The 22923-nt window shown below is 43.4% G+C and carries 20 protein-coding genes; 17 read left to right on the top strand and 3 right to left on the bottom strand.

The genetic code is table 11. The features are described 5' to 3' along the window. Positions 1-39 precede the first annotated feature (39 nt). The 5 genes from pstS (at position 40) to phoU (ending at position 5283) form a co-directional block, all read left to right on the top strand. Positions 40-1200, top strand: coding sequence for a phosphate ABC transporter substrate-binding protein PstS (gene pstS, locus B2866_RS12190; RefSeq protein ID WP_296194672.1), 1161 nt, complete (start codon positions 40-42; stop codon positions 1198-1200). A gap of 296 nt (positions 1201-1496) precedes the next feature. After that, complete coding sequence (pstC, locus tag B2866_RS12185; protein ID WP_296194670.1) at positions 1497-2447, top strand: phosphate ABC transporter permease subunit PstC; 951 nt, start codon at positions 1497-1499, stop codon at positions 2445-2447. Between the two features lie 95 nt (positions 2448-2542). Continuing rightward, entirely contained in the window at positions 2543-3457 is a 915-nt protein-coding gene (pstA, locus tag B2866_RS12180; protein WP_296194667.1) for a phosphate ABC transporter permease PstA, read from the top strand. A gap of 213 nt (positions 3458-3670) precedes the next feature. After that, positions 3671-4450, top strand: coding sequence for a phosphate ABC transporter ATP-binding protein PstB (pstB, locus tag B2866_RS12175; protein WP_296194722.1), 780 nt, complete (start codon positions 3671-3673; stop codon positions 4448-4450). Positions 4451-4551: 101 nt separating this feature from the next. After that, positions 4552-5283 (top strand): phosphate signaling complex protein PhoU, encoded by a 732-nt coding sequence (phoU, locus tag B2866_RS12170; protein WP_201541468.1) that lies wholly within the window; start codon positions 4552-4554, stop codon positions 5281-5283. A gap of 317 nt (positions 5284-5600) precedes the next feature. On the opposite strand, the gene B2866_RS12165 is transcribed toward phoU, so the two are convergent. Continuing rightward, entirely contained in the window at positions 5601-6218 is a 618-nt protein-coding gene (locus tag B2866_RS12165; protein ID WP_296194661.1) for a DUF411 domain-containing protein, read from the bottom strand. A gap of 162 nt (positions 6219-6380) precedes the next feature. On the opposite strand from B2866_RS12165, the gene B2866_RS12160 reads away from it, so the two are divergent. Further along, positions 6381-7532 carry a DHA2 family efflux MFS transporter permease subunit gene (locus tag B2866_RS12160; RefSeq protein ID WP_296194658.1) on the top strand — a complete coding sequence of 384 codons (1152 nt, stop codon included), beginning with the start codon at positions 6381-6383 and terminating at the stop codon, positions 7530-7532. A gap of 175 nt (positions 7533-7707) precedes the next feature. Here the strand turns inward: B2866_RS12160 and B2866_RS12155 are convergent, their stop codons facing one another. Beyond that, entirely contained in the window at positions 7708-8835 is a 1128-nt protein-coding gene (locus B2866_RS12155) for a M14 family metallopeptidase (RefSeq protein WP_296194655.1), read from the bottom strand. A 257-nt stretch (positions 8836-9092) separates the two neighbouring features. Here B2866_RS12155 and otsB point away from each other — a divergent pair, with 257 nt between their 5' ends. The 11 genes from otsB to B2866_RS12100 all read left to right on the top strand — a co-directional run bounded on the left by otsB (position 9093) and on the right by B2866_RS12100 (position 21634). Beyond that, on the top strand, positions 9093-10094 hold the full coding sequence (otsB, locus tag B2866_RS12150; protein ID WP_296194652.1) for a trehalose-phosphatase: 1002 nt from the start codon (positions 9093-9095) through the stop codon (positions 10092-10094). Then, positions 10091-11749: an alpha,alpha-trehalose-phosphate synthase (UDP-forming) gene (locus B2866_RS12145; protein WP_296194649.1), complete on the top strand. Its 1659-nt coding sequence runs from the start codon at positions 10091-10093 to the stop codon at positions 11747-11749. Before otsB ends, B2866_RS12145 begins: the two co-directional genes overlap by 4 nt. 18 nt (positions 11750-11767) lie before the next feature. Next, positions 11768-12916 (top strand): acyl-CoA dehydrogenase, encoded by a 1149-nt coding sequence (locus tag B2866_RS12140; RefSeq protein ID WP_296194647.1) that lies wholly within the window; start codon positions 11768-11770, stop codon positions 12914-12916. Then, positions 12913-13734 (top strand): PIG-L deacetylase family protein, encoded by an 822-nt coding sequence (locus B2866_RS12135; protein ID WP_296194719.1) that lies wholly within the window; start codon positions 12913-12915, stop codon positions 13732-13734. Before B2866_RS12140 ends, B2866_RS12135 begins: the two co-directional genes overlap by 4 nt. Next, complete coding sequence (locus tag B2866_RS12130; protein WP_296194644.1) at positions 13718-14503, top strand: class I SAM-dependent DNA methyltransferase; 786 nt, start codon at positions 13718-13720, stop codon at positions 14501-14503. The genes B2866_RS12135 and B2866_RS12130 overlap by 17 nt, the downstream gene beginning before the upstream one ends. Before the next feature lie 24 nt (positions 14504-14527). Beyond that, positions 14528-15211 carry a glycosyltransferase gene (locus tag B2866_RS12125; protein ID WP_409520877.1) on the top strand — a complete coding sequence of 228 codons (684 nt, stop codon included), beginning with the start codon at positions 14528-14530 and terminating at the stop codon, positions 15209-15211. Between the two features lie 259 nt (positions 15212-15470). Beyond that, a complete protein-coding gene (locus B2866_RS12120) occupies positions 15471-15674 on the top strand; it encodes a CsbD family protein (protein ID WP_296194641.1) in 204 nt (67 codons plus the stop codon). Positions 15675-16234: 560 nt separating this feature from the next. Then, positions 16235-17770: a glycosyltransferase family 2 protein gene (locus B2866_RS12115; RefSeq protein ID WP_296194638.1), complete on the top strand. Its 1536-nt coding sequence runs from the start codon at positions 16235-16237 to the stop codon at positions 17768-17770. Positions 17771-17961: 191 nt separating this feature from the next. Then, positions 17962-19305 (top strand): glycosyltransferase, encoded by a 1344-nt coding sequence (locus B2866_RS12110; RefSeq protein WP_296194636.1) that lies wholly within the window; start codon positions 17962-17964, stop codon positions 19303-19305. After that, positions 19305-20525, top strand: a complete 1221-nt coding sequence (locus B2866_RS12105) for a hypothetical protein (RefSeq protein ID WP_296194634.1) — start codon at positions 19305-19307, stop codon at positions 20523-20525. The genes B2866_RS12110 and B2866_RS12105 overlap by 1 nt, the downstream gene beginning before the upstream one ends. A 71-nt stretch (positions 20526-20596) precedes the next feature. Beyond that, a complete protein-coding gene (locus B2866_RS12100; protein ID WP_296194632.1) occupies positions 20597-21634 on the top strand; it encodes a glycosyltransferase family 2 protein in 1038 nt (345 codons plus the stop codon). A 208-nt stretch (positions 21635-21842) separates the two neighbouring features. On the opposite strand, the gene B2866_RS12095 is transcribed toward B2866_RS12100, so the two are convergent. Beyond that, a complete protein-coding gene (locus B2866_RS12095) occupies positions 21843-22595 on the bottom strand; it encodes a hypothetical protein (protein WP_296194629.1) in 753 nt (250 codons plus the stop codon). Positions 22596-22923: the final 328 nt, after the last annotated feature.

The following is a 22923-nucleotide window of genomic DNA, read 5'->3' as shown; positions in this document are numbered from 1 at the left end:
ACTATGTTTACTTAATATCATTACTTTTTAGGAGAAATAATGCGTTATTCATTAATGGCTTTAGCCGTCGCGAGTACCTTGACCTTAGCTGCTTGTAATAAAAACTCCAATAGCAATGAAAGCAACGAGCCCGCTACTTCGGCGCAATCAACTACCGCTACTACCGACACCGCAAACGTTACGTCGTCAACCGCTAAATCAGCTGACAATGTATCAATGAATATCACCGGCGCAGGCGCTTCTTTCCCGCAGCCTATCTATGCTAAATGGTCAGATGCCTATCATAAAGCCACTGGCGGTCAAGTGAACTATCAGTCGATTGGTTCATCGGGCGGTATCAAACAAATCGTCGCAAAAACGGTGGATTTTGGCGCGTCCGATGCGCCGATGACGCCAGCGGAATTAGAGGAAGCCGGTCTGATTCAATTCCCGACCGTTATTGGTGGCGTGGTACCTATCGTCAATATCGATGGCGTTGCGCCTGGTCAATTAAAGCTCGATGGAAAAATGCTCGCTGACATCTATCTTGGCAAAATCAGCAAATGGAACGACCCTGCCATCACAGCCATGAACCCTGATTTAACCCTTCCTGACGCGGCTATTACCACGGTGTTCCGTTCAGACGGTTCCGGCACAACCTTTAACTTTACCGATTATCTAGCCAAAGTTTCAAACGACTGGAAAGACAGCGTTGGCGTCGACAAAACCGTGAAATGGCCAACCTCAGCAACCGGTGCGGGCGGTAAAGGCAACGAAGGCGTTTCAAGCTATGTGAATCGTATGAAAAACTCTATCGGCTACGTTGAATACGCCTATGCTAAGCAAAATGGTATGTCACACGTTGCCCTGAAAAATGCTGCCGGCAATGTCGTTCAACCATCTGCGCAAACATTCGCCGCCGCTGGTGACATCGATTGGTCAAAGCAAGAAGGCTTTTATAAAGTCATCACCAACTCTGAAACGGCTCAAGCATGGCCTATCGCTGCTGCGACCTTTATCTTAGTCCATAAACAACCAAAAGACGCCAAGCAAGTGGCAGGTGTCCTTAACTTCTTTGACTGGGCTTATACCCAAGGCGATGATGATGCGATGAGCCTCGATTACGTGCCTTTTTCTGATACGGCCGTGGCTTTATTTAAAGCGAAATGGAACGAGGTGGTAGATAGCGAAGGTAAGCCTGTTTATACCTCAGCACAGTAGCTCGAAGCTTATTAATTCGAATCTTATTAATTCGAGAAGAAGCAAGTCGAGAATAAGCCAGTCGAGAACGAGCTAACTAATGCCATCAAGCAAATACTGAAAAGCGTGTTTGCTTGGTGACGTCTTAGCCGTAGTGAACTTAATAGATGGTTGTTAGATGACACAGTTTATTACGGTAAGACGCTAAAGCTAAAACCCATAAGGTTTTTTACAATCAAGCTTTCACATAATCAAGCGTTAACACCATTCATCATTAACATAATGAAAAGTTAGAGCGATAAACAATAGAGGCTTTTATGGCAGACCTAAAATCCCAACTGGCAAAACAAAAACGCTACGATGCAGTTTTTGTCAACGCCACCAAAGCATTTGCAATCTTGGTGCTCTTGTCGCTTGGCGGCATCATGCTGTCATTGATTGTCGGTGCGTGGCCAAGTATCACTAAGTTTGGTTTGGGATTTTATACCAGCAATAACTGGGATACGGTGAACGATCAATACGGTGCGCTTGCGCCCATTTACGGAACGGTGGTCACTTCACTCATCGCTATCTGTATTGCCGTGCCAGTCAGCTTTGGGATTGCTATCTTTCTAACGGAACTTTGCCCCATTTTTTTGAAAAAGCCATTGGGTATTGCTATCGAGCTGCTGGCAGGTATTCCTTCTATCATCTACGGCATGTGGGGCTTGTTTGTCTTTGCGCCGTTTTTTGGTGATCACATTCAGCCTTGGTTTATTGAAAATATTGGTCCCCTACCTATTATTGGCAAGGTTTTTACCGGTGCGCCGATGGGACTGGGACTGTTTACCGCCTCATTAATACTGGCAATTATGATTATTCCCTTTATCGCCGCTACCATGCGCGATGTTTTCTCTGTGGTGCCAGACCTGCTAAAAGAATCGGCATACGGTATGGGCGCCACCACGTGGGAGGTCATGTTCAAAATTATCTTACCTTATACCAAAGCAGGTGTGGTTGGTGGCGTGATTTTGGGACTTGGTCGGGCGCTTGGCGAGACGATGGCCGTTACCTTTTTAATTGGTAATGCTTTCAATATCAGCCCAAGCCTATTCACCTCTGGGGTGACTATTACCTCAGCGCTGGCCAACGAGTTTGCCGAAGCGTCAAGTGAGCTGCACTTAGCGTCATTATTACATTTGGGATTAATCCTGTTTGTCATTACCTTTATCGTTCTATCAATATCTAAGCTGATGCTCATGCATATTGACCAAAAAGCAGGCAATTAAAAACACCCTATTTTAAATAGCCAACAAAGCAAGCCTAAACAAACTAAAACACGCTATTTGCAGCCATTACTTGACTCAAGAAGGACAAACACTTCATGACTTTAGCACCAGTCACTACTCAAACTACGCAGCCAAGCCAGCCTTCTATACGCTTTGAAGACCGCTACAACAAGCGGCTGTATAACAAGCGCCGTTTTATCAATAGATTGGGACTTGGGTTTGCCTTATCAGCGATTGTATTTGGTTTGTTTTGGCTGATTTGGATTTTGATTACGCTGTTTGTTGAAGGCTTTCAAGGTCTAATCGAGATGCCTGTTTTTATGGCCGATACCCCGCCACCGATGGGCGAAGGTGGTCTACGCAACGCCATTGTTGGTTCAGTGATGTTGGCTTTTTCGGGCTTGGCGGTTGGTGCACCAATAGGCATGATGGCTGGCATTTATTTAGCAGAGTTTTCACATGGCAGTATGCTGGGTAAAGTCACCCGATTCTTAAATGATATTTTATTGTCGGCCCCATCTATCGTGATTGGTCTGTTTATTTATGCCTTGATGGTCAAAGGACAGAGCTTTTCGGGTTGGGCCGGTGCTTTGGCATTGGCGCTGATTGTGATTCCTATTGTCGTGCGTACGACGGAAAACATGCTAAACCTAGTGCCCAATACCCTGCGTGAAGCTGCTTATGCACTCGGCACACCAAAATGGAAGCTGGTCAGTACCGTGACCCTGAAAGCTGCCAAAGCCGGTCTGACTACCGGTGTGCTGCTCGCTTTTGCGCGTATTACCGGTGAGACCGCGCCCTTGCTATTTACCGCGCTAAACAACCAATACTTTAGTACCGATATGAGTGAGCCAATGGCCAACTTACCCAATACGATTTATCAGTTTGCCATGAGCCCTTATGACAACTGGCATGCACTGGCTTGGGCAGCGGCGCTACTCATTACTGCAGCAGTATTATTCTTAAATATTGCGGCGCGCTTTATCGGCGGCAAAGACCATAGCAGATAATTTAAGGCTAACAAGCGCACAGCTACTAGCAAAAAAACACCCCCATTTAATAAAACTTTAAAACAGATGGATACCATTATGACTGATGTATTAGAGAGAAAAGCGACTAGGCCGATGACAGACACCAGCAGCAAACGCCGTTTACTGGATGACGCTATGTTCAATAATGGTCAACATAAACAGCCAGATATCGCCCATTTTATCAAACAAACCATGGCGGACATGCCTGACAACATGCCGCCTGCCAAGATTACCATTCGCGATTTGGACTTTTATTATGGCAATTTTCAAGCGTTAAAAAACATCAATATCGACATTCCAGAAAAAAAGGTCACGGCTTTTATTGGTCCATCAGGTTGCGGTAAATCAACACTACTACGTACCTTTAACCGTATGTATGACTTATATCCGAGTATGCACGCTAAAGGTCAAATCACCCTTGATGGCCAAAATATTTTGGCCAAAGACATGGATGTCAATTTGCTGCGTGCGCGTGTTGGTATGGTCTTTCAAAAGCCCACACCCTTCCCGATGTCCATCTATGACAACGTCGCATTTGGCGTCCGTCTCTATGAAAAACTCAGCAAAGCAGAGCTAGATGAGCGTGTTGAGTGGTCACTAAAAAAAGCGGCATTATGGCTAGAAGTCAAAGACAAACTAAAAGCCTCAGGGTTGTCACTATCTGGCGGTCAACAGCAACGACTTTGTATCGCTCGCGGCGTAGCAACGAAGCCTGAAGTTTTGTTATTAGATGAGCCAACGTCCGCGCTTGACCCTATATCCACTGGCGCGATTGAAGATTTGATTACCGATTTAAAAAACGACTATACCATTGCTATCGTGACCCATAACATGCAGCAAGCCGCACGTATCTCAGACTACACTGCCTATATGTATTTGGGAGACATGGTAGAAATGGGCGAAACGAATCAAATATTCACCAATCCCGCACAAAAAGCGACTGAAGATTATATTACCGGTCGTTATGGCTAAGTTGCTGTTTGTTTAAAGGAAGCATTTTTAGTGGTCATTTATCACGCTACTTATTTTGGCAATATTTTATGAGCAACATCAATACAATTAAGGAGGTAAGCATGGCGATAACGGCAAAGCATTTATCAAAGAGTTTTGATAATGACTTACATGACGTGATTGAGCTGTTCATGCAAATGGGTCACCTAGCAGCAGAGCAAGTCATGGTGGCGACACGCGCCTTAATAGCTGCAGATGAGGCGACCGCAAAAAAAGTCATTGAAGATGATCATCTGATCAATCAGCTAGAGATTAAAATCGATGAGCAAATCATTTTGTTGGTCGCCAAACGCCAACCAGCTGCCAATGATTTGCGTTTAGTCATGGCGCTTAGTAAAGGCATTGTTGATTTTGAGCGTGTCGGTGACGAAGCAGAAAAAATTGCCCGTATGGCCTGCAAATTGATTGAAGATGGCGCGTCACCAAGAGGCTATTCAGAGGTTCAGCATTTATCCAATCAGGTGCGCCTGATGCTGCTTGATGCGATTGACGCCTTTTCGCATATGAATCCGCAGCAGGCATTTTCGGTATTGCAAAGTGATACCGCGGTCAATGAAGAGTATCAATCTGCCACTCGCGCCTTGATGACCTATATCATGGAAGACAGCCGCCATGTATCTAAAGTGATTAACATACTTTGGGTGTTACGCGCCCTAGAACGAGTGGGCGATCACGCTAAAAACATTGCTGAACTAATCATTTTTTGTACCAGTGGCAAAGATGTGCGGCATACAGATTTTATGCAAGTCGAACAAATCGTCCAACAAACGACTGATGCTAGCCGGTATGAGTAACAATATTAATAAATAGACAAAAAATTTCTCAATTAACCCCTCTTCAAAGTCTTTACATATACTTAGTTATACATCTTTCTTAAGCACCGTTACTTGTATTAAAAACAGTTTATGCCTATCTTTCCTAGTCAAGAGTTTGCCACGCTCTCATACTTATTCAAAAAAGCCATTATAGGCCTCATAAATAGAGATCTATAATGGTTTAATCCTATCTTTTCTCAGGTGGTATAAGAATTTTTTGATGTAAGTATTTTCTCTTTACATAATTTCCTTATTATTAATAAGATAGCGATGGACAGTAAAAATCATCTTTTCAGCTATAACTGGGCGTTGGCGCTATCAATCTCAGCATAAACCGCCGTGCTACCGTCTTTGTTGATTTGCATCACTTGATAGGGTGAAAATTTATTTTGGTACTCCATACCAGGGCTACCCATTGGCATACCGGGTACGGCAAGGCCAATAGCCTCGCTTGGTGGATTGGCTAGAAACTGGGCTATATATTTGGCAGGCACATGACCTTCGAATACATAACCATCGGTCGTGACTGCCGTGTGACAAGAGCGCATATTACTAGGGACGCCATAGCGCTCTTTAAAAACAGCTAAGTCGGCGACATCTTGCCCCGTTGCAGTCATACCGTGATGCTCAGCATGGCCAATCCACTCTTTACAGCAGCCACAATTGGCATCTTTATAAACCGTCGCAGAGACGTTTCTTAACGCATCACTGTTACTGCTAGCGCTTGTAGACTCAGTTTTAGGGGTTTGGACTTGTGAATTCTGGCTGTCCGTTGTCGTCTCTACAGGCGCCGTGGTTGCAGCGGTGGTATTGGTTTCGCTACAAGCAAATAACGACGATGTCGCTGCCAGTAGGATAAGCGCGCCAAATAACTTATGCTGCTTCAAAGCTAAGTTACGGTTATAAGGTTTCATACATACCCTCTCATCATTTTTTATTGAATGTTGCATGTGATATTTATAATCAAAAGGAGCTGTCTTTCATTTTTAAATTTGGAGCAATACGTTAGGCGTTTGATCCGATATCACGACACTATCATCATACATGCATAATACATGAATCCTTCTGACTAACAGATGACGTTAAGATTACAATCTTGTCATCCACTTTTCGAAGTATTAATACTCGGCCGCGTCATTCAGGCCATCGGTACTGGTTTACTGATTCCTCTTATGTTCAATACCGTATTAATCATCTTCCCGATACATAAAAGAGGGACGATTATGGGATTAATTGGGCTGGTGATGATGGCGCCACCGGCGATTGGGCCTGCTACAGCAGGGTTAATTATTGAGATCTTGAGTTGGAATTGGATTCTTTGGCTACTTATTCCGTTTTTGGTTTTTTCATTGGTATACGGACTGCTGTTTGTACAAAACGTTTCGCCGCTGACCAAACCTAAAATAGATGTGCTTTCAATCTTATTATCAACCATTGGTTTTGGTGGTATTGTGTACGGCTTTAGTACCGCAGGTCATCGAGGCTGGGGCAGCCCCATTGTACTTAGTACTCTTATAATAGGTCTGCTTTCTCTTTTGGTGTTTTCATCAAGACAATTCAAACTCGATAAGCCAATGTTAGATTTGCGCACGCTAAAGCATCCGACGTTTACCTTAGCCTTACTCAGTGTTTCCGCTACTTTCATGATTATTTTATCAAGCATGATTCTGTTGCCCTTATATCTACAAATTGGGCTTGGGCTAGCAGCACTGACAGCAGGCCTTATCCTTATGCCAGGAGGAGCAATCAATGGCATCTTGTCGCCAGTTGCTGGGCGTGTCTATGATAAATATGGACCTAAATGGCTCTTTACACCCGGCTTTATCATTATGATTATTATGCTGTGGCTGCTATCAAAGGTAACCACTGACACCTCAATTGCCATGGCGATATTTTTGCATTCAGGTTTGATGATCGGCGCGACATTTGTCATGATGCCGATGCAGACCCATGGATTGAATGCGCTACCCAAAAAATTATACCCAGACGGCACCGCTTTGATAAACACTTTACTGCAAGTCTCTGGCTCAATTGGGACTGCACTTGCCATCACAATAATGTCTGCCTCACAAAACAACTTCTTAAAAAATGTTACCTATCCAGCAGATCCAGCTCTAACCAGTACGTCATTAACTGCTGGGGTACAGACGGCATTTATTTTGAGGATTATACTAGCGATAAGTGGTTTAATTATGTCGTTTTTTATCAAGTCATCAAGAGCCGATTAAAACAGATTTATTTAATAAAAATGCAAAATTACTGCTACCCGCCATTTAATAACCTTGTAATTGCCTAGAGCAAAAGCTAAAAACTGAGCGTTTAAGCTCCTGCCCTAAACAATTAAACCATCACTATTAAATTATTGTCATGAAACCATCTGATTAACTTGCAGCAAATTTATGATTAACGCAACTCATCAACGACCGCCAGCATAGCGATTAACGAGGCTTCCCCTAATTTAATAGAACGCTCAGGTGACCAACCTGTATCTTCAAAAGGTAAATTGGCATTCTCTTTAAATGGCATCTCTAAAGTGTTGGCAAGGCAATCAAAACGCTCGGCTACCCAGTGGGTGGCAATCGTCATATTTGCTGTGCCCGGCGCATCAATGTCATAACCAAATTCAGACTGAAAATCGGCACTGGCCAATGTTAAGACTTCTGAGAATTTATCACGTAGATGGGCAAGGCGGTCGTTATAGCTTGGCGTGCCCTGCGAGCCGGCAAGGAATACATACGGCAGCGCTTCATCACCATGCACGTCATAAAACAAGTCCACGCCCGTTTCTTCCATTTTATTGATGACATGAAATACTTCAGGGCTTTTTTCTAAGCTTGGGTTTGCCCATTCACGGTTTAGATTCGTCCCTACCGCATTGGTACGCAGATGCCCGCGCACACTGCCATCAGGATTCATATTCGGTACGATATAAAAATTGGCTTTTTCCAATAACAACTTAGCCGTGGCATTATCCTCGTCTAACAAACTGTTCAATAGCCCCTCAACCAGCCATTCAGCCATTGTCTCGCCCGGATGCTGGCGCGCCGTAATCCAGATACTGCGCTTCTTGCTATCACCATCACCTACTTTTACTAAGGTTAAGTCGCGTTTATCAAGCGTTTCGCCCAAATGCTCTAAACATGCGAGCGGATGCACTTGCACCGCCGCTAACAAGTCTTGATGACGCTCATAGCTATAGGGAGCGAAATACGCAATTTGAATACTTTCGCACGCAAGCTCTGCCGTTATCGTTAACTTACCATCCCTATAAGAGGTTGGCAGACGGAACCAATACTCGCGATCATAGGAAGCCACCGCTTGATAATCCTCCCAGCCTGCAAGGTAGGAGGCCTTCCCTGCATTCATAATGTTGAGTACGTACTGCTCGCCAACTTCGCCTGATAGACGAAAGTTAAACCACTGAAAAAACTCGCCGCCCACGTCTGGACGAATTGCCAATTGAATGTTGGTTTGATCTTCTGCATTGATAACCTCAATATTACCGGCATCGAAATTTGCGCTGATATGCATAATCTTTTCCTAATGGTTTTTGTAAATTAAAAGACAGATACTAAAAAAACTTATACTAAATACCATATTTTGTCCATCGTAGTAGGATGGACTTTATGGCAAACTTATGAGGAAGCTTAATTACTAAGCTTCGTTAATAATTTTTATTTACTTAACTTTAATGGCTTAGCCTTGATTGCTTAACTTTAATTGCTTAACTTCGATTAAACAATACCCGTTTTAGAGCATCATATAACACATTAAAATAAGGATAACATGTGACTTCAGGAAGAAGCGTCCCAGCAAATAGCGCCCCTATCAGATGTCCTATATATATTGCGCCAAATCACCTCGCTGATTACCTCTCTCATCAGCAGCGCTACTGCTTGTTTTTAGATATCGACGGCACGCTTGCTGATTTCACCTTGAACCCGAAAGACAGCTTTATCCCCGCTACCACTTTAACACTTTTACAAAACATACAAGATTATGGCGTCAAAATCGCTGCTGTTACTGGGCGCAGTCTAGCCGAAGCAAAGCAAATGCTGGCGCCGCTAAGCTTACCAATCGCCGCAACGCATGGACTAGAAATAGACTTTGAAGATAACGACTTCAATAAGAATACGAGCGTTTCATTCGTCGACAGCGCTGAGCTTGCTATTATAAAACAAGCGCTTATCCGCTCTTGCTTGCCCTACGACGATTTTATCATAGAAGACAAGCCCTACTCCGTTGCCCTACATTATCGACAAAATCCCGCCTTAGCCGATATCGCTTATCGCATTATAACAACAATCGTAAAAAGCCATGCCGATTGGATATTAAAACAGGGTAAATATGTCTGGGAAATCGCGCCCAAAGACGCTGACAAAGGCAGCGCACTATTAAGCTTATTAAAACAACTCCAAAGCAGCCATACGCTTTGTCCCATCTTTATTGGCGATGACATCACCGATGAAGCAGGATTTATGGCGGTACAAGGCGACAAGCAGATGACAAAAAAAAGTCGCTTTATAAAGAATAACGAACCGCGAGAGGATTTTAAACCATTCATAAGAGGTATGGGTATTAAAGTAGGCTATGACAGCACTGAACCGACGTGTGCCCATTATTATGTCAATAATATTTTTGAGGTCACAGTTTTACTCGAGAGCTTTTTAAAGTTTTGCCAACAACGTCCCCATTTATCGTCCGACTTATCTGGTTCAACAGCGCGAGTTTCTCTACCAACAGATACTGACCGACAGCCATTAAAAAACATCACGAGACCTGTTATATGAGCCGCTTAATTGTCTTATCTAATCGGGTAAAACTGCCCGATAACCATCCTATGGCGGGCGGGCTCGCTGTCGCATTGCAAGACGTCTTAATCGGAAAATCAGTCGTCTGGATGGGCTGGAATGGCGAAGTTATTAATGACCATAATACTGGCGACGCCAATACATTTAGCAGTATTCAACAACGCTTTTTTGCAAGCAGCAACGCAAAAACCAGCACAACACAAATCACTTATATGACCACAGCTTTTACCACGCAGCAATATCAGCATTTTTATTGCGGTTTTGCCAACAATGTATTGTGGCCACTACTGCATGAGCAAACGGCGCTTATTAGCCAAACAGCAGACGATTATGCCGGCTATCAGGCGGTCAACCAGCTATTTGCTCGCCAATTAAAAAGCATCGTTCAGCCTGATGATGTGATCTGGGTACATGACTACCACTTTCTAAGTGTGGCTTATCATTGCCGAAAGCTTGGCATCAACAATCGCATTGGGCTTTTTTTACATATTCCTTTTGTGGCGCTGGATTTTTGGCAACAGCTTGAGCAAAGCGCTGAGCTCATTCATCATTTGGCGCATTATGATGTGCTCGGCACCCAAACACAGCAAGGACGCACCAATTGCGTTGATGTTTTCCAGCATTACTTAAAAGACAGCCTAATAAAAGGAAGCTTAGGCAAAGACCGTTTGGTAAAAGACAATGTAAGTGAAGATACCTTAGTAGAGAACAGCTATTTCGAGCTTGCACCCATCCATATCTTGCAAAAAAATCAACCTTTTACTCACTCTTACCGCTCATCTGGGACGCAGTTAAAGCTTAATTTAAACTTCAAACCTCAACATTCTTTACTGATTAACACCTATCCGATTGGCATTAATGTGGCGAGAATTCAGCAGCAGGTCAGTCAGTTAGCCTCGTCTTTACCTTCGCCTTTTGTCCAGCATAGTGCATACAAAAAAACCATTAAGACGACGACACAACAAATTATCGCGGTAGATAGAATTGATTATTCAAAAGGCTTATTAAGGCGTTTTTCAGCCTATCGTGACTTTTTAGAGCATTATCCAAGCTATCAAAATACGCTGCAATTATTACAAATCGCTTGTCCTAGTCGTTTAGATTTGCCAACTTATCAAAGGCTTTATAAGGAAGTAAAGCACACGGTCAGCGATATAAATCAGCAATTTTCATCTGATGCAAGTACTTGGCAAGCGATTAAATATAGCGAAAACGTATTAAAGCATGAGCCCTTGATGGCAGCATTTTGGCAAAGCGATATCGGCTGGGTCAACTCCTTAAAAGACGGTATGAATTTGGTGGCTAAAGAATACATAGCCGCTCAGAATCCTGATAATCCGGGCGTACTGATGCTTTCTCGCTATGCAGGAGCCGCTGAGCAGATGCAAGCTGCAGTCATTGTTGACCCGCATCAGCCTACTAGTATGATAGAGGGGTTAAAAGCGGCACTGACGATGCCGTTAAAAGAGCGACAGTTACGCTATCAAACGTTGTTACAAGGGCTACATCAAAATGACTTATACGCTTGGCAGCAACGCTTTTTAGACGATTTATATTTAACGGGCCGATATGATAATAAAAAACGGCCAGCAGATGATGGCGCTTTCGATGCCGTGCAAATGTCTGATTCATAATCATAATTAGGAGACTGTATGTTAGCGCACGATGGCAAAAACGCCTTATTATCAAATATAAAATCTGCTATAGACGACGCTATACGCGCAGAAAACCAAACGATCGATGGTTTGGCTATAACCGATAAGTTACGCCGTGAGATATTAACTATTTTAATCGGCTATAGCGACAAAATCCCTCACCCTGCTAGTGCTACTGGCCATGTCATAAGGGCAAGTCATACGACGAGCGCTAAAAACAATAAACGCACAAGCCATTCAAATAACTCAAACACCTTGATTCGATGGCAAGTACTGGCTTACGTTTCAAGCCTAGATTTAACCATTGCAAAATGGTTTGAATCGCATTTAGATGCGTTAAGTATTTTGCATGAAGTTGGCTACGATAAAGCGCCTCAAGGCTTATGGGCAGTTTGGGCAGCCGAAGGTCATCCGAATCCTGTACGTTATAAAAAGGGCAAAATCAGCGGTATCAAAGCATGGTGCTCAGGTGCTAATCTCGTGGATTATGGGCTGATGACTTATCGCGATGAGCTGGGACAAGCGCAACTATTGATGGTAGATATGCACCAATCTGGCATTGATATTGATAATGATGCTTGGCAAGCGGTTGGCATGCAAGCCACTGATACGGCGACCATACAGTTCCATGAAGTAGCGGCCAGTAACGTGGGTGCGCCAAATGCGTATTTAGAACGGGTAGGATTTTGGCATGGCGCGGCAGGCGTTGCGGCTTGCTGGTATGGCGCGGCCGCTTGCATCGCCAATTATTTAATAACCGCTTATCAGCATAAACCCAATGATTATAAGGCCATGTATTTGGGTCAAATCAGCACAGCATTGGCCGTTACTCAGCAGTATTTTTATCATGTTGCTGACTTAATAGAGAGTGAGCCGCAGCAAAACCATGAACTTACTATCCGTCAATTACGCGCCAACGTTGAGCAAGTAGCACGCCAAGTGATGGAAACAGTCGGACAAGCATTGGGGGCGGCGCCGTTTTGTGGCAATGCCCACTTTGCCAGATTAACCGCAGATTTGGCAGTCTTTATTCGCCAAAGTCATGGTGCCTTTGATTTACAAAGCATCGGCGAGTTATCTAGCGCCTTAGACCGCGCCGCAATCAGGGATTCGGCAGACAAACAGGACAACATATGGCAACTATGACACCAAAAGCAGATGTGCTGGTACAAAACTTTGCGCCTGATCATCCGATTGTCGGTGACCGTGTCATTGAAGGCGATGGTACTAGCACCGATGCTTGGCAAAACTGGCAAGGACTACAGGATTTATCTCGATTAGAGATAGCAAAAAGCTTCCCACCGCAGCAGCGCGTTTGCGTATTTGCGCCGCATCCTGACGATGAAATATTGGGCTGCGGCGGACTGCTGCAACAATTGGTCGCCAACGGTAATTCTATCGTCCTTGTGCATGTGACCAACGGCACGCAAAGTCACCCTGACTCGCAGATTTATCCGCCGCGCCTGCTTGATACTATCCGTCCGCAAGAAAGCTTAGCGGCGTTAGAAGTGTTGGGTATTGCGCATCAGGTGACGTGTATTTCTTTAGAGCTAACCGATGGTGATGTTTTTGCTGAGCGGGCACAGTTTCACCAAAAATTAGCAGCAATTATTCAACCTGATGATATTTTAGTCACACCTTTTATACACGATGGGCATCCTGATCATGAAACAACAGGACAAGTGGTCGCTGCATTTGCTAAAGAGCATCAGCTCGCCTGTTATCAAGTGTTAATTTGGGCTTGGCATTGGGCAAAGCCTGCCGACAGCCGTATTCCTTGGCACTGTGCGCTCAGAGTGGACTTAACACCCGAGCAATTACAGCGCAAAACCGAGGCTATTGCCTGCTTTAAAAGCCAAATAACCGTTGATGAAAGTACGGGCAACCCGCCTATTTTATCGGCTCAAACCATCGCTAGAATTAGCCAACCTTGGGAAGTTTATTTATATGAGCCACAATCTTAAATTGACACCGCCACTGCATGAGGTTGGTAATTCGCAGGTATCTACAACCGACTTGAGTGCTTCTGAATCTGATTTTCACAATAGTAAAAATGATACGTCAGCTCATACTTATTCAGAAAGCTATTTTGATGCCTTATACAACGACAATAGCGACCCGTGGCAGTATCAGACCCGCTGGTATGAAAAGCGCAAACGCGATATGTGTCTAGCGGTGTTGCCCCAAGCAAAATATACCAATGCCATCGAGTTAGGCTGCGGTAACGGTGTGTTTAGCGCCCTACTTGCCAGCCGTTGTCAGACCTTGGTCAGTATCGACGGTAATAAACAGGCGGTGCATCTTGCTAAGCAGCGTTTGGCAGAGGTCGAGCATGTAAAGGTCATACAAGGGGTCATTCCTAGCGTATTACCGAATGCAAAATCGCATTTTGATTTAATTGTGATTAGTGAAATTTTATATTATTTATCGGCACATGATATTGATACCGTCATCGCTTGGATTCAGAAAAATCTTGCGGTAGGTGGCACGTTACTCTGCTGTCATTGGCGTTATGACATTGATGGCTTTGCTATGACGGGTGAAACGGTACACCAACATCTGAACCAAGCATTTAACAGAGTAACTCATCAGACAAACCCTAAGCAAGGTCAGCAAATCGATAGTAAAACCCCCATCTTTACCCATCAAAGTAAAGTGCTCGATAGCGATTTTTTATTGGATGTTTGGCAACGTTCGCCAGAAACGGTGGCTATGCAAGAGAACTTGGTTTAATAGTGAACCCGCCGAGGAGAATGGATGAATAATACAAATATCAATATCGCTATCGTCATTCCCGCTCATAACGAAGCGCTGACCATTTCTAAATGCTTGGCATCGGTGCAGAGCGCCATTGAGCAGCTGCCCTCTACCATTACCGCCACTGTACTGGTGGTGCTCGATAGTTGTAGCGATGATACGCTTGCATTGGTTAAGCGCGCGGGCGTAGATTATCTATGCTGTGATTACCAATGTGTGGGACAAGTACGAGATTTTGGCATTCGTTATGCTCTCACCTCTGGCGCGACTTGGATTGCCTGTACCGACGCTGATTCGCTCGTCACAGCAGACTGGTTAACGCAGCAAATCGCCCATATAAAAGCCCAGCCGACCGCTATGATATGCGGCGTTGTGATCGTTGATGATTGGTCACATTTAACGCCACAAACGCGCAAAGAGTATATCGCTCACTATCAAGATAGTATGGGACATCGCCATATTCATGGGGCAAATCTAAGCTTTAGTAGTGAAGCTTATCTCGCTGTTGGCGGTTTTGCAGCCCTGCCTTGTCATGAAGATGTCGATTTGGTGAAAAAATTTGAGAAGCAAAATTTTGCCATCACTTGGAGTAATCGCGTTCGAGTCATTACCAGTAGCCGCTTACAAGCGCGGGCGACAGAAGGTTTTGCAGCGTTTTTAGCACATTTAGAAGCAAACCGTTAGAAATAAAAAATGCACAGTCATTCACTTGCGACACGCCATATACTTCGCTAACACAATGAATCTGTTACTAATATTCTGGTAACACTCTAAACATTCAATCTACAGACAACCCGATTTTCCATGCTTATATTAGATTTGTCAGCTAGGGATTTATGCCAGCTGATAACCCATAATTGAGAAATATAACAAAGCAAATTGATGGGTCTTAATAGTTAGATAGCCAATAAATTAATCTAATAATCGGAAAAGGAATACCACTATGAATGAACATACTTTAAAAGGTGATTGGAACCAACTTAAAGGCTCAGTAAAACAGAAATGGGCGGATTTGACCGATGACGATCTCACGCACATTGAAGGCAGCCGTGATAAGTTGGTTGGCCGTGTCCAAGAACGTTATGGCCATAGTAAAGAAGATGCCGAACGTGAAGTTGACGATTGGCGCCGCAGTAATAACTATTAATTTTAGGTTTTAATATTAAGTAATATTTGAAACCTATTAGTTATTCATGATAAAGCGTATTAGGCAGTCATAAACATGCCTAATGCGCTTTTATTTTCTGAAATCTATCATTCTTTAAGCAATGTATACAAGGCTCTTTTTATACAAGGCACTATTTTTTAACCCTAGCGTTCTTCGTTGCATCGCCTTTATATTTCCTTCTCTGTTTTAAATTCTTGTCATTCTCGCTGTCCCTCTTTTCTGTAGCTCCTTTTTGAAATACTTAAATTATCCCAAAAACTTTGCGATTTATCTGATAACACAAACCTCGTCTAACTCGTATTAGGCGTACTGATAGGTGTGAAATAGCTCGCATAAATTACGTAGGATTACACTCTTAAATATTCACCAACACTTAACAGTCTCAAGGTTACCGAGTTTTGTATTACTATTTGTCGGGTAATCGAAAACACAATAATAACTACTTCATTATAACTATTACTATGCTCATTTTTTGCATGTGTTTTTCATCCATGCTTTTATCAATATTTTCGTCCGTCGTATGTGCCTAAGGATAAGCCATGACAGTTCATAAAAAACATCTTTTAGCTCCTGCGTCTTTCAGTTTTCAGCTAATGACCCGGTCTGAACCACCAGAAATGGTGATTGCGACTATCCAGTCTTTGCTGGCTGTAAAACAGGCGACTGATGAGATACTTATTATCGATAACAACAATACAGATACGTCCATGTATCAGCCTTTGGCCGCTTTTTGCGCCAGTCTAGATCCAGCACTCAATGTGCGTTTTTATCATATCGATGCAGTAGCCGGTTTTAAGGCAGGCGCGTTAAATTTGGCGTTGGGTCTTATGAATCCAGACTGCTCACACCTTGTGGTGGTCGATAGTGATTATCAAGCACTTCCGCATGCAAGAATATCTATTGCCAATGCTATTAAGCAATATCCAAACCATACGCTTTTACAGTTCCCGCAGTTTTACCGCAGTGCTGGGCAAATGGACACGCACAGCGAGCTTAACCATTATTTTAATCATCATTTATATCGCCCCTTTAATCGTAAGCGTGCACTATCAACAGGCACTTATGCAGTGATACGTCGCTCCGATCTTTTGAGCTTAGGCGGTTGGTCAGGTGCCTCCATTACTGAAGATGCGCAAATGGGCGTATTGATGCATAAAAGAGGGTTTCGCAGTCAGTTCATACCAGAAGTTATTGCGACAGGCCTATTACCTACCTCGTTAAATGATCTGATGTGTCAACGTCGGCGCTGGATCTATGGCAATATGCAGGTGTTAAGCAACTATTTTTCAATAGCCTTGCCCACTAAAATCCAAGATACGAAAAGTCTGGGTAAACGTTTGGCATATGCGCGTGCGCATTTATCTCAGCTCAGTGCTTGGATAAACTTCACTGGTTTATTTATCTTTTTGCAGCTAGCGACCTTATTTATCCTTGGCTACGCACTTTTAAAGTTTCAATTCTCAGATGTCATGCCTGATATTTCCCTACTCACGCCTTTGTACTTGGTCTATGCCAGCTATAGCGTTTTTATCATAAGGCGATTATGGGCATATTTACAGGATAAAGCGCCACTGAACAAACAGCTCAGTCAAAACCATGAGTATAGTATCAAAATGCGTGTCAGAGCATGGCTGATGCATTTAAATTTTTGGGAGCTTGGTGCACTATCGTGGTTGCCTGTGTTATGGGGTAGCGAAAAACCCTTTGTCTGCACCCCAAAGCAAGAATACATTCGTACTCAAAGCTCATTACGTCGCGCCAATATGGTGGCGTTACCCAAGCTGATTTTGCTACTCAATATCATCACTGCCGTTATAGTGGCACCGTTCTCGCCGCTTTATTCTCCGCTATTATTTATCTGTGCTTTGATGATTTGTATGTTAAAAATTGGCGCCGCAAAAGTGGCATTTGATAACTTTACGGTCCCTAAGAAAAATTCGTCTAGTATTAGCATTAAATCTAAACCTGCCGTTACCTTGGCTGTTAATCAGCCTCGTAAACAAACCAAAAGTCTAAAGCCATTACAACCTGAAATCTACACGTTATTTGAAGACAAAAAAATTATTAATTCTTAATGATTGGCTTTAAGCATTTATTTTTAGCTTATTAATTTGAAATTTAGCCTATTAATTGAATAACGCTTAAAAACGCCTGCAGCAGTCTATTGATAGCGAATCAACGCTTTAGCATGTTTTAAGCAGTTGTTTTATTAAGACTGCCTTTTTTACTTATTTACCATAATCGCTCGTTTTACTTTGAGGTACTTATGCCCGTTGCTGATCCTATTAATTTTATAGAGGCTATTGACAATAATGCTGAACGCCCTGCCCTGTTAGCGGATAAACCTTTACGTATTGCGATGATTGCTCATTGTTTATATCCTATTGCTCAGCCCTTTGCTGGCGGGCTTGAGATGATTACTCAGCTTATATGTGATGAGCTTGTCTCCCAAGGCCATGAGGTTTTGCTTTATGCACATAAAGACAGTCAAACGCAGGCTCGCCTTGTCCCAATACTAACCCGAGAAGAATTTGATAAGACTGTCTATCCGAATGAGCATGAGACTTTAGGCATGAGCCGCGAGGAGATGTATCAGTATTTGGTCTATCAAGATGTGCTACGCGATATCATCGAGCGCGATGAACGTGGTGAGATTGACATCGTGCATAATCACAGCTTACATCATATCCCGATGATGACCGGTCAAGCGTTTGGCGCGCGGTTTTTTACCACCTTTCATACGCCTATTTTCCCGCAATTGCGTTTGGCGCTATTGACCTTGCGTCATGGTACAACCACCCAGTTTACCGCTATCAGCAAACACCAACAGCAGCTTTTTTCAGAGTTTGTGCCATCAGAAGTGGTTTATAACGGCATTGATGTAAAATCCTTTAATGCTAATATTGAATTTACGGATGATTTTACCCGTGAAAATGGTGAAATTTATTTTTGGTTTGGACGTATTTGCCCCGAAAAAGGCACACATTTGGCCATGCAATACTGTATGGAAGCGGGAAAAAAACTTATCATCGCTGGTCCCAAAAGCAACGAAGCGTATTTTGATGAGCAAGTTGCCCCACTCTTGGCTCAAGATGGTGAAAATGGCGCGCAAAAACTGTTTGATTATGTCGGTCATGTCACCAAAGACGAGGTAAATCGCTACCTCTGTCAAGCGACTGCCATGCTATTTACCAGCACATGGGATGAGCCGTATGGTTTAACACTGGCTGAGAGCTTAGCGTGCGGTACGCCAGTGATTGGCTTTGATGTTGGTGCTAGCGCCGAGATTGTCACACCAAGCACCGGCGTTATCGTCGCTAAGGAAGATAAAGACGCGTTTATCAAAGGCTTTACTAAGATTAAGAGCATCTCACGTCAAGCCTGCCGAGAACGCGCCTTACAGTTTTGTTCCGTAGCAGCCATGGTAGCAGGCTATTTAGACTTGTATAAAGCAGCAGTAGCAGAAATCGAGCAGAAAAAAGGCGTTGAAACTCCAACAGATGTACATTTAAAACCGAATTCATTTAACCACAAAAATGGCAAAAGCAATAAAGCAGAGCCGATAATCAGTTCAAGCAGTCGCTTAAATAATATAATGGAGCGAGGATAATGCGGCTTGGTTATTACGCTCATCATCACGGCTCAGGTCATTGCCGCCAAATCGATAAGCTTGCTGCCTTATTACCCACTGAAGCAAGACAGCAATTAACGGTATTTACTAGCGTAACCTCTGATGCTTATACGTTTGCGGCTATAGATGAGGCGCAAATTGTACGACTGCCAGCAGAGGATGAGCGTGCAGATGATGTACTCGCTGGGCGCGCAGGACAATATTGGCAACCAGCCAGCCTGCATTATTCGCCCGTCGGTAATAGCGATATTCAGCAGCGCAGCCATAAAATACTCGATACGATTTATCAGCGCCGTATTGATTTGATGATTGTTGATGTCAGCGTTGAAGTCGCCATGCTATGCCGCGCCGCCAGTGTTCCATACCTTTATGTCAGACTGCCTGGTATTCGCGATGATGAGCCGCATCTAAACGCTTTCGCTGGTGCGCTTGCTTTGCTTGCCCCTTATCCTCGCACATTAGAATCCGCGATGACACTTGATTGGCTGGCCAAAAAGACCCTCTATCTTGACTTTATCAACACTGAGCAAAAAAATGCGCAAACTTACCAAGATTTTATAAAAGACTTAATGCAGCTTACCACTGATGAAAAAGCACTCTCTTTGATGCTAAATGATAAGGATAAAGATACGCCAACTATCGTTACCGTCATTAAAGGCTATGGTGGGCATCAAGCCATTGATGCAAAACTGCCCGAGCTGCGGCAGCTTTTACCACATGCTTTTATTATATCGCTTGGCCCTATCGACGAGGATAAACGACATTATGTTGATATCGCGGCCGAAGTGAGTAATGTGACGCCATTCATCGAACATAGCGATTATCTACTGATGGCGTGCGGTCTAAATGCCGTCGCCCAAGCCTATGATTATGCGACGCCACTGGTCGTCCTACCTGACGATCGTCCCCACCAAGAGCAAGAGGTAATGGCAGAGGCGTTGATAGCCCAAGGACGCGCATTAAGTTGGCAGCAATTTAAAGCGTTAATAAATGTAAGCGGCACACATAAGCTAAGTGGCAAAACTGCTGACCACTCCACTCGAACTCAGTGCTTATCAAAGCCTGATAGTACAACGCTTAATCAAGAAGCCATACAGTCAGCCCAAGCGTTTATGCAGAGTACGGGCAAGTATCGAACGACTAAAGATTGGTTTGAACAATGGTTGCTGCCGCAGCTTGCCTTAAAGCCTAGACATTAAGTGCAATAATTATCAATAACGTCATAGCAAAAATATACAAGCCAAATTAATACAAGAGGTGCTGACAAACAATGACCGTAAAACCCATTACCAATCTTAACGCGGTTTCAGAGCATGTGCCGGTAACGGTGATCACGACTTGTTATGGACGCAATCGTCACCTGTATAATCTGCTCAGTAGCCTTGCGAATGGCAGCGTTAAGCCCGACGAAGTCATTATTGTCAATGATGATGCTGACCCCAAACATCTGGCTGATTTTGCTTTAAACATTGTCAAGATTCCCACAACTGTAGATTTAGTGGACAGCGCAGACCATCAAACGTTAGAACATCAAACGTTTGATGTTCTAACGTTAGAAAAATCGGACAAAACCGAATTTGATATCGGTCATAATCGCAATATTGGCGCCGCGCATGCTACGCATGAGACGCTGATATTTTTGGACGTTGATTGCATCGTAGCGCCGAGCTTTATTGAACAACTAAGCACAAAATTAAACCAGTATCCAAACGCTCTACTGATGGGACAACCGCGCTATCTGACGCGACCTTTATCAAACGAGGAAAGCTTAGCGTTGCAAAAGGGCGCGCTGACTAATGATTACTTGAATCGTCTGTCTGTTTATAATCCTTATCGTGATAACTTCGATGCGAAACAATCGATTTCTACTGAGACAGCACCGACAGCTATTAAAAAAACAAATGATTACGGCGCTTTTTGGAGTTTATGCTTTGCGATTAAACGTGAACAATTCGAGCAAATAGGAGGTTTTGATGCGCAGTACACCGGTTATGGCGCAGAAGATACCGACTTTGCCTTTACTGCCTGTCAGTTAGATATTGCTTTTTATCTGACCGCCGACCTTATTTATCATCAGCAGCACGCTGTCTATCGCCCGCCTCTCAATCATTTAGAAAGTATTATCATCAATGCCAATCGTTTTTATCAAAAATGGCAATGCTGGCCAATGGGCGGCTGGCTTGAGCAGTTCTCTGAAATGGGCTTAATTGATTGGACGAACGAGCAATCAAATTCAATTATGCTGTTACGACAACCTGGCAGTAAAGAGATAGAGCTGGCTTATTGTGCCGATGCCGCCTACGTTTAGAGGGCATTTGTTACAACAGCCAATGCTTGAGCAAATACCTCCATACTTAGGGTGTATTCTCATTTTAAAAATGGTGATAAAAATGAGACAAATTGACGTCAAACAAGAAAAATAGCGCCGTTAATATCGGGATATTACCCAGCTATGTGACGAAGTTTGGCAAAATTTAGCCCATTTAGACGTCCAGCGCTTGAGTTGATGACATGCCCTAATACTGGCGTATGATCTCCACCTCGGGCGGCGGCGAACTCATTTCATGGCGCTCAAATTCCCAATTATGCCCTTGCCAAAAGTGCGCCGTTTTATCATTGTCATTAAAACCTATCATTAATAATTGTAGCGGCAGAGTGGCGTTTTGCATCAGCTGCACATGCTCGCGCGCCGCTAGCAACAAGCGATACAACAAAAATCCTGACGACGGGGCTGAAGAGTGAATATCTGTAAAGTAAGGATAGTCATCAACAACCGGATGGCGCTCCGATAACACGCTATGATGCGCCGCATCTTGCAACAACACTTGCACGGCTGGTGGCAACGTCAGTATGCGATCATCATCAATCGGATCATCATCGGGACTTGGGTCATCACTGGGCAAAGGAAATTGATAAGGCTGATTGCTCAGTAAAATACCTAATGGTGCCGCTTTTGCCATGCGCTTCATCACCGCGACATTATTGCTCCTCGGTGGCAAACCAAAATGCAGTTTACTGTCCCCAATTTGGCGAAAAAATAACAATTTAGGCAGGCTACTTGCTAGCGGATGGTTGGCAAAAAAATCAGCATTAATAAAATGGTTAAATAACACCAAAACATCGTCAGGGCGTAATAACTGCTTGAGTTTATCTGTGCTAATAGAAGGGTTATTGGCGATAAAGACGATGCGTTTATTTTGCTTTAACGCGTTTTGGATGTTGAGTGGCAAGGCTGTAAATGCAGCCGCTTCTTTGCTTATTTTATTCAAATTATCCTCATAATTATGGGCGGTTGATTATGATGTTAATAGCTTGTTATTGAACCAAATTTTCAAAAATTTAAGTCTGTATAAATGAGTTACTTTCCTCCTTAATATACCTCACTTTTTCATAGATAAAAGCCTATCTAGCAATAATATTTATTTGCTTGCCTTGAATACCACCCTAAAATTCACTCTGAAAAATCATCAACCACCCTTCTATATAAAAAACACCTATCATCAAAATATTAAATCAACATTTTCATTTATGTATTGATAATAATTATCATTTGTAATATTATTCGCATCCATAGTTATACCAATCCCAATAATTAAA

Source organism: Psychrobacter sp. UBA3483 (assembly GCF_002377905.1).
Taxonomy (GTDB): domain Bacteria; phylum Pseudomonadota; class Gammaproteobacteria; order Pseudomonadales; family Moraxellaceae; genus Psychrobacter.
The sequence above is the reverse complement of the archived record's forward strand: the minus strand, read 5'-3'. Positions and strand labels throughout refer to the sequence as shown.